The organism is Flavobacterium sp. CBA20B-1 (genome assembly GCF_028473145.1).
In the GTDB taxonomy this organism is placed as follows: domain Bacteria; phylum Bacteroidota; class Bacteroidia; order Flavobacteriales; family Flavobacteriaceae; genus Flavobacterium.
The window spans coordinates 2,114,060-2,127,133 of sequence record NZ_CP092370.1 but is presented as its reverse complement, the minus strand read 5'-3'; the positions used below and the strand labels follow the sequence as shown (position 1 = coordinate 2,127,133).

The 13,074-nt window shown below is 35.0% G+C and carries 15 protein-coding genes; 1 reads left to right on the top strand and 14 read right to left on the bottom strand.

Annotated features, from left to right (window positions below; translation table 11 throughout):
* Window positions 1-2 precede the first annotated feature (2 nt).
* The 8 genes from MG290_RS10455 to porW form a co-directional block, all read right to left on the bottom strand.
* On the bottom strand, window positions 3-503 hold the full coding sequence (locus tag MG290_RS10455) for a F0F1 ATP synthase subunit B (RefSeq protein WP_257500425.1): 501 nt from the start codon (window positions 501-503) through the stop codon (window positions 3-5).
* Window positions 504-595: 92 nt separating this feature from the next.
* On the bottom strand, window positions 596-790 hold the full coding sequence (locus tag MG290_RS10450) for an ATP synthase F0 subunit C (protein ID WP_091520805.1): 195 nt from the start codon (window positions 788-790) through the stop codon (window positions 596-598).
* A 55-nt stretch (window positions 791-845) separates the two neighbouring features.
* The gene (gene atpB / locus MG290_RS10445) at window positions 846-2,012 is read right to left on the bottom strand and encodes a F0F1 ATP synthase subunit A (RefSeq protein ID WP_264561249.1); all 1,167 of its coding nucleotides are present in this window, start codon (window positions 2,010-2,012) and stop codon (window positions 846-848) included.
* 86 nt (window positions 2,013-2,098) lie between these two features.
* On the bottom strand, window positions 2,099-2,509 hold the full coding sequence (locus MG290_RS10440; protein WP_257500422.1) for a hypothetical protein: 411 nt from the start codon (window positions 2,507-2,509) through the stop codon (window positions 2,099-2,101).
* Window positions 2,502-2,720 (bottom strand): AtpZ/AtpI family protein, encoded by a 219-nt coding sequence (locus tag MG290_RS10435; protein ID WP_264561248.1) that lies wholly within the window; start codon window positions 2,718-2,720, stop codon window positions 2,502-2,504. The genes MG290_RS10440 and MG290_RS10435 overlap by 8 nt, the downstream gene beginning before the upstream one ends.
* Before the next feature lie 112 nt (window positions 2,721-2,832).
* Window positions 2,833-3,474 carry an HNH endonuclease gene (locus MG290_RS10430; protein WP_264561247.1) on the bottom strand — a complete coding sequence of 214 codons (642 nt, stop codon included), beginning with the start codon at window positions 3,472-3,474 and terminating at the stop codon, window positions 2,833-2,835.
* A 27-nt stretch (window positions 3,475-3,501) separates the two neighbouring features.
* Entirely contained in the window at window positions 3,502-3,759 is a 258-nt protein-coding gene (locus MG290_RS10425) for a hypothetical protein (RefSeq protein WP_264561246.1), read from the bottom strand.
* 50 nt (window positions 3,760-3,809) lie between these two features.
* Complete coding sequence (gene porW / locus MG290_RS10420; protein WP_264561245.1) at window positions 3,810-6,371, bottom strand: type IX secretion system periplasmic lipoprotein PorW/SprE; 2,562 nt, start codon at window positions 6,369-6,371, stop codon at window positions 3,810-3,812.
* Between the two features lie 382 nt (window positions 6,372-6,753).
* On the opposite strand from porW, the gene MG290_RS10415 reads away from it, so the two are divergent.
* Entirely contained in the window at window positions 6,754-7,161 is a 408-nt protein-coding gene (locus MG290_RS10415; RefSeq protein WP_264561244.1) for a hypothetical protein, read from the top strand.
* 139 nt (window positions 7,162-7,300) lie between these two features.
* Here the strand turns inward: MG290_RS10415 and MG290_RS10410 are convergent, their stop codons facing one another.
* The 6 genes from MG290_RS10410 to MG290_RS10385 are packed head-to-tail and all read right to left on the bottom strand — an operon-like array spanning window position 7,301 to window position 13,040.
* Complete coding sequence (locus tag MG290_RS10410; RefSeq protein WP_264561243.1) at window positions 7,301-7,708, bottom strand: DUF2059 domain-containing protein; 408 nt, start codon at window positions 7,706-7,708, stop codon at window positions 7,301-7,303.
* 11 nt (window positions 7,709-7,719) lie between these two features.
* Window positions 7,720-9,240 (bottom strand): L-piperidine-6-carboxylate dehydrogenase, encoded by a 1,521-nt coding sequence (gene amaB, locus MG290_RS10405; RefSeq protein WP_264561242.1) that lies wholly within the window; start codon window positions 9,238-9,240, stop codon window positions 7,720-7,722.
* Window positions 9,241-9,298: 58 nt separating this feature from the next.
* Window positions 9,299-9,826: a 3-hydroxyanthranilate 3,4-dioxygenase gene (locus MG290_RS10400; RefSeq protein WP_264561241.1), complete on the bottom strand. Its 528-nt coding sequence runs from the start codon at window positions 9,824-9,826 to the stop codon at window positions 9,299-9,301.
* 8 nt (window positions 9,827-9,834) lie between these two features.
* Window positions 9,835-11,130, bottom strand: a complete 1,296-nt coding sequence (locus MG290_RS10395) for a murein hydrolase activator EnvC family protein (protein ID WP_264561240.1) — start codon at window positions 11,128-11,130, stop codon at window positions 9,835-9,837.
* Window positions 11,131-11,155: 25 nt separating this feature from the next.
* Entirely contained in the window at window positions 11,156-11,971 is an 816-nt protein-coding gene (locus MG290_RS10390; protein WP_264561239.1) for a DUF4292 domain-containing protein, read from the bottom strand.
* 58 nt (window positions 11,972-12,029) lie between these two features.
* Window positions 12,030-13,040: a sugar nucleotidyltransferase gene (locus MG290_RS10385; protein ID WP_264561238.1), complete on the bottom strand. Its 1,011-nt coding sequence runs from the start codon at window positions 13,038-13,040 to the stop codon at window positions 12,030-12,032.
* Window positions 13,041-13,074 lie beyond the last annotated feature (34 nt).

The following is a 13,074-nucleotide window of genomic DNA, read 5'->3' as shown; positions in this document are numbered from 1 at the left end:
TATTAATTTAATTTAATATCGTTTAATAATGATCCAACCAATTGCTCTTGCGCTTGCTTGTCTGCTAATTGCCCTTTTAATAACTTTTCTGCGATATCGATTGATAAAGATGAAACCTGATTTTTAATATCAGCCATCGCAGCATTTTTCTCGCTTTGGATAGATGCCTGTGCTTGTGCAATCATTTGTGCACCTGCAGTTTGAGCTTCTTCTTTAGCTTCAGCAATCATTTTGTCTTTCATTTCACGTGCTTCTTTTAACATTGCATCGCGCTCTAAACGTGCTTCAGCCAATAATTTTTCGTTATCTGCTTTCAAGTTTGTTAACTCTCTTTTTGCGTTTTCTGCTGCTGCCAAAGCATCTGCAATTCCTTCTTCGCGAGCTTCTAAAGCATTAACGATGGGTTTCCAAGCAAATTTCCCTAATAAGAAAATTATTACTAACAATATAATTGCTTGCCAAAAGAATAAACCTAAACTAAAATCGTTGATTAACTTTTCCATTATATCTTAAATGTAACTTTTAATTTTTACTGTAATTTTTGTTTAATTAAACAATATCTGCAACCAACCGTTACAGATATTGTTTATTGTAATTAAGCTCCTAAGATTAAAGCACCGAATGCTAAACCTTCTAATAATGCACCAATGATGATCATTGCAGTTTGGATTTTCCCAGCAGCTTCTGGCTGACGAGCGATAGCGTCCATTGCAGAACCACCAATTTTACCTAAACCGATACCTGCTCCGATAACGATTAAACCAGCACCTACTAAATTTGGAATTGTCATGATAAATGATTTATATATAATTAAACAAAATTTTAATACTACTCTTTATTTTCTATTAATGATGATCGTGTTCTTCAACAGCCGAACCTATAAACAATGACGATAACATTGTAAAGATAAATGCCTGTAAAAATGCTACCAACAATTCTAACACTGTTAAAAATGTAGTTAACAAGAACGATACACCTACTGCACCCGGCGTTGTTAAAGTTTGTTTCATTACAAACGCCACTGCAATTAATCCCATTACCACCGAGTGACCTGCTGTGATATTTGCAAACAAACGAATCAATAACGAGAAAGGTTTTGTGAACATACCTAACACCTCAATTGGTGCTAAAATAATTTTCATTGGCAACGGCACACCCGGCATCCAGAAAATGTGTTTCCAATAATCTGCATTTCCACTAAGGTTTACATATAAAAAGGTAAACAATGCCAAACATACGGTGATAGAAATGTTTCCTGTAACGTTTAAACCTAGCGGCGTTAATCCCAATAAGTTCAACAAGAAGATTAAAAAGAAAACCGATAATAAATACGGCATGTATTTTTTGTATTTTTTGTCGCCAATATTAGGGCGAGCCATTTCATCGCGTACATAAATTACCAATGGTTCTAGCACGCGTGCAAATCCTTTTGGCAAATTGTTTGGCGATGATTTGTATGTTTTTGCTAATGCGGTAAATCCTAAAAACAATAATACGGTAGCTAACAATAAACCTACAACGTTTTTAGTGATAGAAATATCGAAAGGTTTTTCTACTGTTGGATGGTCGTGTGCATCTAATTTTAAATCACCTGAAGCATCTGTTTTATAAATTTTACCGTGGTAGTATTTGTAATATTGCCCCCCGTTTTCTACAACTGCACCTTTGTAAACAAAATCTTCGGTTGACATAAAAACTTTCAAACCATTATCAATTAAGATAACAGGCAACCCAAAACCATAATGTTTGTGCGCTTCTGCATTTCCAAAAAACGAATAATAATGATCATCCATTAAGTGATGCGCTGTGTATGCATCTATAAATTCTTTTGAACTTGGATCCACCGCAGCATGTGTATCATGAGCATCATGCGTTGCATGCGACGTTTCTGTAGCAGCAGCGTGCAAAGAATCGTTTGTAGTAAACACTGGTTTTTCGGCATTTGAAACCAATGGCATCAAAGCAAATAAAGCAGCTGTTAGTAAATGAAGTGATTTTTTAAGAGTCACCATACCGGAATTAAATTTTTTATGTTTCAAAAATTTTGTGCAAAAATACAATAATTATCTTTTCGGCACAGAAGTATTTCAACTTTTTTTTATTTATTATTTTTCGACGGATAAATTTGATTTAAAACGCGATATGTTACATATACATCAAAGAATACAAAGAGAAAAAATACAGCTAAATAATTGTATTTAAAAAAGTTAGAAGTGTCGCCCGATTGCAACGCCGGATTCAACACTAAATAGTTCACTAAAATTTTCAGGGTTAAAAATCCTAAAAAAACAAAGCCCAAATTGTTTGGCATTGCGTTCCCTATACCAACTACACCCAAAACAATGATTGCCGAAAGCAAAAATTGCAACGCGTATATTTGCCAAAGGTGCATGTGGGCGGTATCCCAAAAAGGTAAATCTTTTGAAATGGAATTTATTAAAAAATGAAGACCCAACGCGATTAATGCCAAAACTAAAAGCTGGCCAAGATACGGAAATGCTTTACCCATTTTTATTTAATTTGTTAACCTGACGAATCACTTGATACATTGCCAGAAAAATTCCAAGCAAAGTTACACTTTTTGTTCCCCAATCGTTATATATTAAGTACTTTTTATCTAACCAATCCCCAATTCTGTAAAACACATAAATGGTTGCACCCATTTGAAAGGGTATCGTTGTAAAAATCATCCATTTACTTGCTACACTTGGTTTTTCCATTTGGGCGTTACTTACCTGTATCCTTAATATATTCTTCCCAATTTTTTTTGATAAGCACCACGCCATAATCATCGGTACTTATTAAAACAGGGTTTTGTTTGATTTTTTGCGATTACTCTTTTAATGAAACAAAAATATTTTCTCTATGAAATTCTAAATAATTAATTCTGTTTTCAATTGGTAATTTAAAATATTTTTTACCAGGAATAATACCAATACTTCCAATATTAACTTCAGATAAAGTTGGCGAAATAATTAGTTCTTTATTATTTTCAAATGTTATGAGTCCTTTGTCAAAAAGTTTATCTATAGTTGGACTAAAAATAAATCCATTGTAAATATCTAATCGTTCTTCATTTGTTGAAACAGACCAAGGTTTAATATGACTTGCTAATAAAATTCTTTTTTCATCAATACCGGTAATTGGGCATTCTTTTAGATGTTTTATTAAATTTTTTCGAAATTTTTCTTGTCCAATTCTTATTTTTGCTTGAATTGATTTTGAAGTATCTCCAATATCTTCTATTAAAACTAAATTATTTTCATCGTATTTGATTAATGCAACAACTCCCTCTTCAAGCATTTTAAAACTCTTTCCTAAATCTCTATACAAAACACCTCTTATACCTGCTTTCCAATCTTTTTGTCGTTTAATTTCTGGATAGTATTTTTCTATTTGATTATAAATAATACTCCAAATAGCAACTCCTCCGTTATCTTCAAGAACTTTCTTTATTGCCTCAACTTTAGTCATTCACAAATAATATTTCAAAATAGTTAATTAAGGGGAAGTTATCTCGGTCTTAAAAAAGTCTAAATGTAATTTAAACTTTTTATCTTTCAGTTTAAATAATTTCGTAGCAATTTCATCATAGCTTTCATCTTCATTATGTAAACATAAATCAGAATTATTTCCAACTAATGTTAAGACGAAATCCTCTGTCATACTACAATATGCAAGGATAATAATTTCATCAAAGATAAGCTCCCCTTCAGAAGTATCAATAAATAAGTCTTTTTTTAAATTATATACCAGCATAGTCTGTATTAATTTGTTTTTAGATAATTATAATGATATTCGATCAGATATTATTTTCCTGCATCCTTAATATATTCTTCCCAATTTTTCTTGATAAGCACCACGCCGTAATCATCGGTACTTATTAAAACAGGGTTTTGTTTGATGCCATAATCCGATTCTAATTCCAAATACATTTGTGCCGATTTGGCAATATTTCCAGATTTCACCCCATGCAATACAAAGAAAATAGTGTTGTCGTTATACATATCGGCACTAAAAACCAAACCGGTATGGCGGCGGTCATTGGCATATTTTTCCAATTTATCTTTTAACATTTTCCCTTCTTCGGTGAGCGGATAGGTGGCGGTATAAATCATTTTTATGTTTTTAGACAAATCGCGTTTAAACTGCAATCCTTGTAATTTTGGAAGATCTTTTGCAATAATGCGTTCTGCTTCTTTTCCTTCTTTTGTGGTTGGATATGTTAAATCCACAAATTCTAATGCATCGCGGTAGTTGTTTAATCCGCGCAGTTTACCAATGGTCATCGCTTTTAGCAATTCATATTTACTAACGATGTTATCGCCAATCACTGCTGGAATTTTTGCATCTAATTCTTGCAAGGTTTCATAATAAGCACCATTGGCATATAGTCGGTAAATCTTATTATATTCTTCTACCGGCGATCCATCGGCAGTAATTACTGCATTAGGATTCAATGCCACTTGGGTGTAACGGGAATTTGGATGATTGTTTTTTAAATCTTCCAGCATTGCCTGTGCTTTTGCAGGATCAATTTTCAAATAAATTTTATATAAATGGTATTTTGCTGGCTCAATTAAACCTACTTCCGGATTTATAGAAAGCAAATGTTCTAATTTACCGGCTGCCACTTCATATTCTTCTAATCGGTCGCTGTACAAGAGTCCTAATTGATAATAGGCATTGTCGCGTTCGGTTTTAAGGCTGCTTAATTCCTTTTGATCGGTTGGGATTTGTTTTAGATAGAAATCAACGTTGTATCGAGCCACCGTAGGATCAAACACACTTTCCTCATCGGGTGTTGCTCCGTTTTGGTTGGGTTGCTGTGTTTGCTGATTGTTTGATACCACACTAGGTCCACTACTCGATGCCACAGACGACCAGCGCCAATTATCGGTCAAAGCACGGTTGCCCCATTTTTGGGTAAAATTGCTTTTTCCTTGTTGCACAGTATTGGTATTATAAAAATAAAAATTTGATGCAGTTCCGGTGCTTGGAGCCATTCCAGGTGTTTGCGGAGTATTTTGCGAAGCCACTTGCTGGGCTTTGGCATCATCGGCTTTTAGTTTTTCGATTAATTTTTCGATTTCTTGGCGGCGTTGTGCATCGTCTTTTCCAACTAAATTCAAGATACTATCGTTTGTTCTTGCGATTTTTTCATATCGAACAATATCAACCAAATTGTTTCGTTTGCGTTTTACTTGTACATATTCGCGCGACATGGGATTCATATAAACCATTGTGGAATCATAATACATACCGGCGGTTTCGAACTGCTTTTTTTGATAGTAGATATTTGCCAGTTTATTGTAGTTGGCCACTTTGACGTATTCATTGTTTTTGTTTACTTTCAAAGACATGTTATAGTCTTTTATTGCACGGTCGCTTTTGTCAAAGGCTTCATGCATCACTCCTAATTGATGAAAAATAATATCGGCATACGCCCTATTTTCCCGATCGTTCAATAAAGATAAATATTGACGAACAAAAGCAGTGGTATCAATAGTAGCAATATCTTGGTTGGCAAACTTCTCTGCATGAGCGTTTATTACCAATGCACGCGAAATTCTTCGGTTGTAATCAATTACATCCTGAAAATTTTTAACAGCATCTGTTTTTTGACCGGTTTTGCTGTTCAATTGTCCTAATATATAAGTATATCGTGCTTTTTCATCGGTGTCATTGGTTAGTTCAATGGCTTTTTGCAAAGGAATTTTAGCAGAATCTAAGTGTTCTAAATGCATGTAACCTTGGGCTAAGGTGGCATAGGCATCTGCTTTGGTTTGCTTACTGAGTGCCTCTTCGCTGTCGCGGAAAATCTTTTTTAAATTTTCGATTGCCAAACCGTAGTATTCCAATTTTAAATTGGTTTTTTCTTTCCAAACCAATGCATCATAAAACAAATCACTATCCGGATATTTTAAGATGATGTAATTAAAAGCTTCCACTGCAGGCACAAAGCGCAAATCTTGGTATCGTGCTTTTCCCAAAAGCATATAAACCTCATCCATCTGTGGATTGTGTTCTTTGCCCGCCACATTTATAGCGTGTTTTTGTGCTGCTTTTACGGCTTTGTCTTCTGCGCGTTGAAAATGCGGATTTTTTTCTGCCGCACCTGTAATAATTAATGCTTTTTCGTCTTTCTGAGCAGGTTCTACGGTTATGATATTTGAAAAATCATCTACATATTTCTTTTTCAGCTCCATAACTCCACGGTCATATGCAACCGTTCCGTTATACAATACATTATATTTGGTGGTGGTGGCATGAAAGCGCTTGTTTGCAAAACCTGCTTTTTCGGTAGAACACGCAATGGCTACCAAAATAAGCAACAAAACAGGTACATATTTAAAGAAAATACTTTTCAATGGATCGATTTTTTTACAATAACTATAAAAACACAGCTTTTCGTATAAACAAACTGAATTTTGTGGTTATTTATATAGAAATTAAACTTAATGTTCTGTAATTTAATGTGTAAAAATACTAAAAACAGAATATATTTTTCGCAATAATGAAAATTTAAAAAAAATCGCCCCATTTGAAGGGGCGATTCTTCTTCATAGCAAATTTTTTGCTAATGACTTTAATCTAACCAAAAACCAATTTATTGCTAAATTTTATGAAAAAATTCTATCAAATATATTAATTAAAAATACATTCAACAAATTTTGACAGATCTTTTTAAAATAATATCCCTTATTCGGTTTCAAAAGATTTCGTTTACCTTTGTCCTTTTAATTTTACAAAATGAAAAAAGATATTGATTTTCCTAAATCCGAAAATGTTTTTTTGGCTGCTATACCTGAATGGAACGAAGATTTTCAAGAAAAAAGTTGGTATGTTTATCTGGTAAACAACACCAACAAAGCGTTAGAAATGGTTTTAGCTGTGTCGCGTGCGTATGGCACTATAAACAATGAGCTGCGAAAAACCGGAACGTTTCGTCATGCTTTTAAAGAAGTTGCCCCCCACACTTTAGTTAAAATTGAATTACTGGAAAACAATGTGCTACAGTTAAACAACGAGTTTGCCGTTACCTATTTCTTAGACGATAAAATGTTTGATAAAACGTTTGTTTTTAAAACCAACACCATAAACGAGAAAGCTTTAAGCGACATTCCCGGAACGGATTTACGAGGGGTTTTGTTGAAGTAAAGAGCCCGATTTTAAAAATCGGGCTTTTATATTTAACATACTTAATCAGCTTTTTGCAAGTATTTTAATGAGATATTTATACTCTGCATTCATAGTAGTTAACCTACAATTCTCTCTTGAGTTACCTCCTTAGTACTTTCTATTGCATGTACTTCATTATAATTGGCTGTAATTCAGACATTCCCCATGATTGACCAACCTGCATTAATTCTCGGGTGATTTTAGGAGTAGTTTCTTGAATTTTCTTTCCAACAGGTGAATTGTAAAATTCATTTATCTTTTTGATATCTTCATGCGTGTAGAATTTCATCAATGATTCTGCCATCTTATCATATAAACTTGGCAATTTTTCTTGAAGTTCTTTGTTAAATGCCGTACGATCTTCAGCAGACATTTGATCTAAAAGAGGTTCTAAAACAGCCGTCATTTGTGATGCCGAACCTGATAATTTAATATAATCAATTACATCTTTCTTAAAATCTGCTGATTGAGCCGATACAAACTGTACCGATAACAACATTGTTGCACCTATAAATAAATTTTTCATGTGCTGTATTTTTATAAATTAAAGTTAATTCCTTGTGCCAATGGCAATTCTGTACCGTAATTAATGGTGTTTGTTTGTCGGCGCATATACACTTTCCAAGCATCAGAACCCGATTCGCGTCCGCCGCCTGTTTCTTTTTCGCCACCGAAAGCGCCACCAATTTCTGCACCCGATGTTCCAATATTTACGTTTGCAATTCCACAATCTGATCCTGCGTGTGACAAGAATAATTCTGCTTCGCGTAAGTTGTTGGTGAAAATTGCTGATGACAATCCTTGAGGAACATTGTTTTGCATTGCAATCGCTTCTTCAATAGTGCTGTATTTCATTACATATAAAATTGGCGCAAACGTTTCTTCCTGAACAATTTCAAAATCATTCTTCGCTTCAATGATACATGGTTTTACATAGCAACCGCTTTCATAACCACTGCCTTCTAACACACCACCATCTACAACTATTTTACCGCCTTCTGTTTTTGCTTTTTCAATCGCTTTTAAATAATCCTCAACAGCTTTTGTATCGATAAGCGGTCCCACGTGATTGGCAGCATCTAACGGATCGCCAATTCTCAATTGTCCATACGCATTTTTCAATGTTTCAATGGTTTTATCGTACACACTTTCATGAACGATTAATCTGCGAGTTGATGTACAACGTTGACCGGCAGTTCCAACTGCTCCGAAAACAGCTCCTACCAATACCATGTTTAAATCGGAATGTTCTGATACAATAATGGCATTGTTTCCACCCAATTCTAAAATAGTTTTACCAAAACGTTCTGCAACTGTTTTTGATACGTGACGACCAATGCGTGTTGATCCTGTAAAAGATACCAACGGTACGCGTTTGTCGTTATTCATTAAATCGCCCGAAGCATTTCCTGTAACTAAACAGCTAACGCCTTCTGGTACGTTATTTTTTTCGAATACTTTAGTAATGATATTTTGACATGCAATAGCACATAATGGTGTTTTTGAACTTGGTTTCCAAACACAAACATCGCCACAAACCCAAGCCAAAGCAGCATTCCAAGCCCAAACGGCTACCGGAAAGTTGAATGCAGAAATAATCCCTACAATTCCTAGCGGGTGATATTGTTCATACATGCGGTGCATTGGTCGTTCTGAATGCATGGTTAAACCGTATAACTGACGAGATAAACCTACCGCAAAATCGCAAATATCAATCATTTCTTGAACTTCACCTAAACCTTCTTGTAAGCTTTTACCCATTTCATAAGATACCAATTTGCCCAAAGCGTCTTTGTTTTCGCGCAAAGCATCTCCCACTTGGCGTACAATTTCGCCACGCTTTGGTGCAGGTACTAATCGCCATTCTTTAAAAGCTTTTTCGGCAGTGCTCAGTACTTTTTCGTAATCGTCTGCAGAAGATGTTTTCACTTCCCCAATCAATGAGCCATTTACGGGGGTATGTGAAGCAATTATAGCGCCATTTGCAAACCATTGAGAACCTGTTGACGACCCTAAGTTGGTGTTGTTTAAACCTAATTGTGATAAAATTGTATTCATTGTTTTTTATGATGATATTCTATTTATAAACTTTTGTAAGATACTAAAATTATGCGGATTAACCAATAAAACGCTGGTCTGTTTCCATTACCGTTCCACATTTTTTGCAGGTACGCAGATCTTCCGAAGAATAGAAATGTTTAAAATGCGGCAGAAAATCGGTTTCGATATTTTCTAGCGGAAAATAAACTTCGTATAGCTTTTGGTTGCAATTGTCGCAAAACCAAAGCAATCCGTCTTTCGCATCTGGATCAACCCGCTTCATTTCAACTACTAACCCAACCGATCCTTCTGTTCTAATAGGCGAATGAGGTGTTTTAGCAGGAAGCAGAAACACATCGCCGGCATTCAATTGCATTACTTCTTTTCCGTTTTCGGTTTGAACTGCAATGGATATACTTCCTTCTAACTGAAAAAAGAATTCGTCGGATTCGTTGTAATGATAATCTTTACGGGCATTTGGTCCGCCCACCACCATCACAATGAAATCACCCGATTCTGTATAAATATTCTTATTGCCAACCGGTGGTTTCAGTAAGCCACGGTTTTCATTGATCCAATTTTGCAGATTAAAAGGTTTTTTCATTTTATTCACTATTTTCCACTTAACCACGATTGTGGATTGTTATAATCGCTGTTTTTTGTAACTAAGAATTTTAATACCGCAACACCTTCAAAATTTGTTCCAACGGTTCCAATTTTTTGTTTGGTGGATACTTTTTGTCCTTTAGAAACACTTACAGATGCTAAATTTTGATATACTGTTATGTATTCCCCATGACGGATAAATACGGTGCGAGAATTACCAATTACTTGAACCTGTGACACTTCTCCTTCAAAAACACTACGAACAGCTGCACCTTTTTCGGTTGTGATTTCAATTCCGTGGTTTTCATATTCAATATCGTATTCCGGATGTTTAACTGTTCCGTAGCGCGATGAAATGTATCCTTTTTCAACCGGCCAAGGCAAACGTCCGCGGTTATTGCTAAAACTTGTTGCCAATGCTTTTTCTTCCGGCGTCATATCAAACTTACCGGCAGCACTTGTTGTGGTAACCGTTGGTTTTGAGGTGGTCTTAGTGCCCGATTTTGCGTTTCGTGCTTCCTCTTCGCGTTTTCTTCGTGCTTCTTCTTCTCGGCGTTTACGGTTTTCTTCCTCAATAATCTTTTTAACAGTCGCTTGAATCTCTCTATCGATTTTCTTGGTTTCCTGTTGTTTTTTGCGAATTTGATCAGAGTATTTTTTACTGTCTTTCTTCACCAAATTCATTAATTCGGTTTGTTTGCCTTTTTCAACCTCTAATTCTTTGCGTTGCCCTTCTTGTTCAGCGACCACCTTTTGCTGTTTGTTTTTTTGTAATTCTAAATGAGCAGAAATACGCTCTAATTCTTCAAATTTTTCACGAATTTCATCGCCTTGTGATTTGCGGTATTTCGCATATTGTTTAATGTATTGCATGCGTTTGTATGCCTGCAAAAAGTTATTGCTCGATAAAATAAACATGATGCGGTTTTGCTCGGAACGTGCTTTGTATGATTTTACGATGGTTTTTGCGTAATCTTTCTTTAAAACAGCTAATTCTCGTTTTAATTTGTTTGCTGCCAGCGTGTTTACGTAAATATCATTCGCTAAAGTTTTAATTTGTCTTTGCGAATTGTTAATTAATTCGGTTTGAAGTTTTATTTTCTTATTTTGCTCGTTCAATTCTGCCAAAATATTGCGCTCTTGCTTTTTATTGGTGTTAAGCAAGGTTTGAAATTCTTTAATTTCCTTTAAAATTGCAGCTTTCTTTTCTTCCAGCTGGCGTTGTTGCGCTTCGTAGTCTTGTTGCGCGAATGAATTAAACGATAAAAACAGTAATAGTATGATAGATAAAATGCGACGCATTAGCTTGAATTTTGTTCAAAAATAATTAAATTTTTATAGCTTTTGAATTACTTGGTATTTTATATTTAAAATCAATCGATGGATTTACCGATACTTTCTTGTAATCAATTGTTATCTGCACATCGTCTTTGCGCATGGCATGAATTTTTATTTCCTTTGGAAGATAGATGTTTTCGCTTGATTGATACGATGGATATTGAATTACCAATTTATCGGCACTTTTGTTTTGTTGCACCTCGGTTGATGCAATTTGGTTTTTTGAACCCAACACCAATCGCATTAAAAATTGATTCAACTTTAATTCTAACTCATTGCTCTTCGTTTGGGAATAATCATAGGTATTTAAATTGTAAAAAGCTTTGCCCAATAACATATTTTCTACATTTTCGTAGGTTACATCGGTTCCTAAAAACTTTGAAATAAACTGAAAATCGCCATCGTAATGTGTGCCGTTTACAATTTCGTAAAAACTGGCACGCTCTGGTGTTAAATATACTTTCGCACCTGTGATTCCAAACATTTTAATAGCAATAAGAATTTGTTTGTTTTTTTCAATTCTGATATCCGCTCTTGGCGACTGATCCATGTTTTTATCCTTATAATCTACATCGGCAGTAATGCTTAACGTATTAAAATCGTTAAACAGCGCATAATGTTCGGTAGCAATTTCAGAAATCGCTTTTTTGTTTGCTTTTTTTGATGTGTTTTCGGGTACCGGAGTAACAATGATGTTTTCCGAGGTATTTTCGGTTTGATTTTCCGGTGCATGCGTATTTTTCTTTGACGATTTACAAGAAACCGCAAAAAAGGCAATACTTAATATGATAAAAATTTGTTTCATTCTTGAAATTAAAACTATAAAGAAACAAAAAAATCCGCGAACACGGATTTTTTTATGATTATTCTAACACACTGTAATCGCCTATACTTATGTTGGTAAACTTACCGTTAAAGCTTGCAAAATTACCAATCATTGCGTTGTCTAAATCGGCATTTTTTATGGTGGCGTTGGTTTGTATCAAACTGTTTTTAATAGTAGCATTTTCCACTTTTGAATTGTCGCCCAAAGAAACATTCGGACCTACTGTTGCGTTTTTAAGCACTACGTTTTCGCCAATATAACACGGTGGAATAATGGTTGAATTTTCTATAACGGCTGTTGATGCTACTAAATTTTCATTATCGGTATGCAAAAAGTTCAACATACGGTTGTTGGTATCAACCGTTACGTTTTTGTTGCCGCAATCCATCCATTCATCAACTTTACCCGGAACAAAACGCAAACCTTTTTGTTTCATGTTTTCCAACGCATCGGTTAACTGATATTCGCCGCCTTTTTCAATGTTATTATCTAAAAGATATTCCAATTCGCTTCGTAAATTTTCTGCAGATTTAAAGAAGTATATTCCGATAATCGCTAAATCAGAAACAAATTCTTTAGGTTTTTCAACAAAATCTACAATTTCATTTTTATCATTTAATTGAACTACTCCGAACGCTGATGGATCTTCCACAGCCTTTACCCAAATAACAGAATCGGCAGAAGCATCTAATGTAAAATCGGCACGGAACAAGGTATCAGCATAAGCAACCACGATCGGCCCTTGCATACTTTCTTTGGCACACAAAATGGCATGAGCCGTTCCCAATGCTTCGTTTTGATAATAAATGGTTCCTTTTGACCCTAATTTTTCTGCAATGGCAACTAAATCCTTTTCTACGTTTTTACCAAAACTTTCGTGAATAATGAACGCAATTTCTTCGATTGGTTGATTGATTACTTTGGCAATATCTTCTACCAAACGGTGAACGATTGGTTTGCCCGCAATTGGAATTAATGGTTTTGGCGTTGTTAAGGTATGTGGGCGCAAGCGTGAACCACGACCTGCCATTGGTACGATTATTTTCATTTCTAATATTTATTTTTTTAACTCCGTCAGAGTT

Excerpts from the sequence above, each read along its gene's own strand:
- MG290_RS10455 (WP_257500425.1), bottom strand. The coding sequence starts at position 503 with ATGGAAAAGTTAATCAACGATTTTAGTTTAGGTTTATTCTTTTGGCAA.
- MG290_RS10450 (WP_091520805.1), bottom strand. The coding sequence starts at position 790 with ATGACAATTCCAAATTTAGTAGGTGCTGGTTTAATCGTTATCGGAGCA.
- atpB (WP_264561249.1), bottom strand. The coding sequence starts at position 2,012 with ATGGTGACTCTTAAAAAATCACTTCATTTACTAACAGCTGCTTTATTT.
- MG290_RS10440 (WP_257500422.1), bottom strand. The coding sequence starts at position 2,509 with ATGGGTAAAGCATTTCCGTATCTTGGCCAGCTTTTAGTTTTGGCATTA.
- MG290_RS10435 (WP_264561248.1), bottom strand. The coding sequence starts at position 2,720 with ATGGAAAAACCAAGTGTAGCAAGTAAATGGATGATTTTTACAACGATA.
- MG290_RS10430 (WP_264561247.1), bottom strand. The coding sequence starts at position 3,474 with ATGACTAAAGTTGAGGCAATAAAGAAAGTTCTTGAAGATAACGGAGGA.
- MG290_RS10425 (WP_264561246.1), bottom strand. The coding sequence starts at position 3,759 with ATGCTGGTATATAATTTAAAAAAAGACTTATTTATTGATACTTCTGAA.
- MG290_RS10415 (WP_264561244.1), top strand. The coding sequence starts at position 6,754 with ATGAAAAAAGATATTGATTTTCCTAAATCCGAAAATGTTTTTTTGGCT.
- MG290_RS10410 (WP_264561243.1), bottom strand. The coding sequence starts at position 7,708 with ATGAAAAATTTATTTATAGGTGCAACAATGTTGTTATCGGTACAGTTT.
- amaB (WP_264561242.1), bottom strand. The coding sequence starts at position 9,240 with ATGAATACAATTTTATCACAATTAGGTTTAAACAACACCAACTTAGGG.
- MG290_RS10400 (WP_264561241.1), bottom strand. The coding sequence starts at position 9,826 with ATGAAAAAACCTTTTAATCTGCAAAATTGGATCAATGAAAACCGTGGC.
- MG290_RS10395 (WP_264561240.1), bottom strand. The coding sequence starts at position 11,130 with ATGCGTCGCATTTTATCTATCATACTATTACTGTTTTTATCGTTTAAT.
- MG290_RS10390 (WP_264561239.1), bottom strand. The coding sequence starts at position 11,971 with ATGAAACAAATTTTTATCATATTAAGTATTGCCTTTTTTGCGGTTTCT.
- MG290_RS10385 (WP_264561238.1), bottom strand. The coding sequence starts at position 13,040 with ATGAAAATAATCGTACCAATGGCAGGTCGTGGTTCACGCTTGCGCCCA.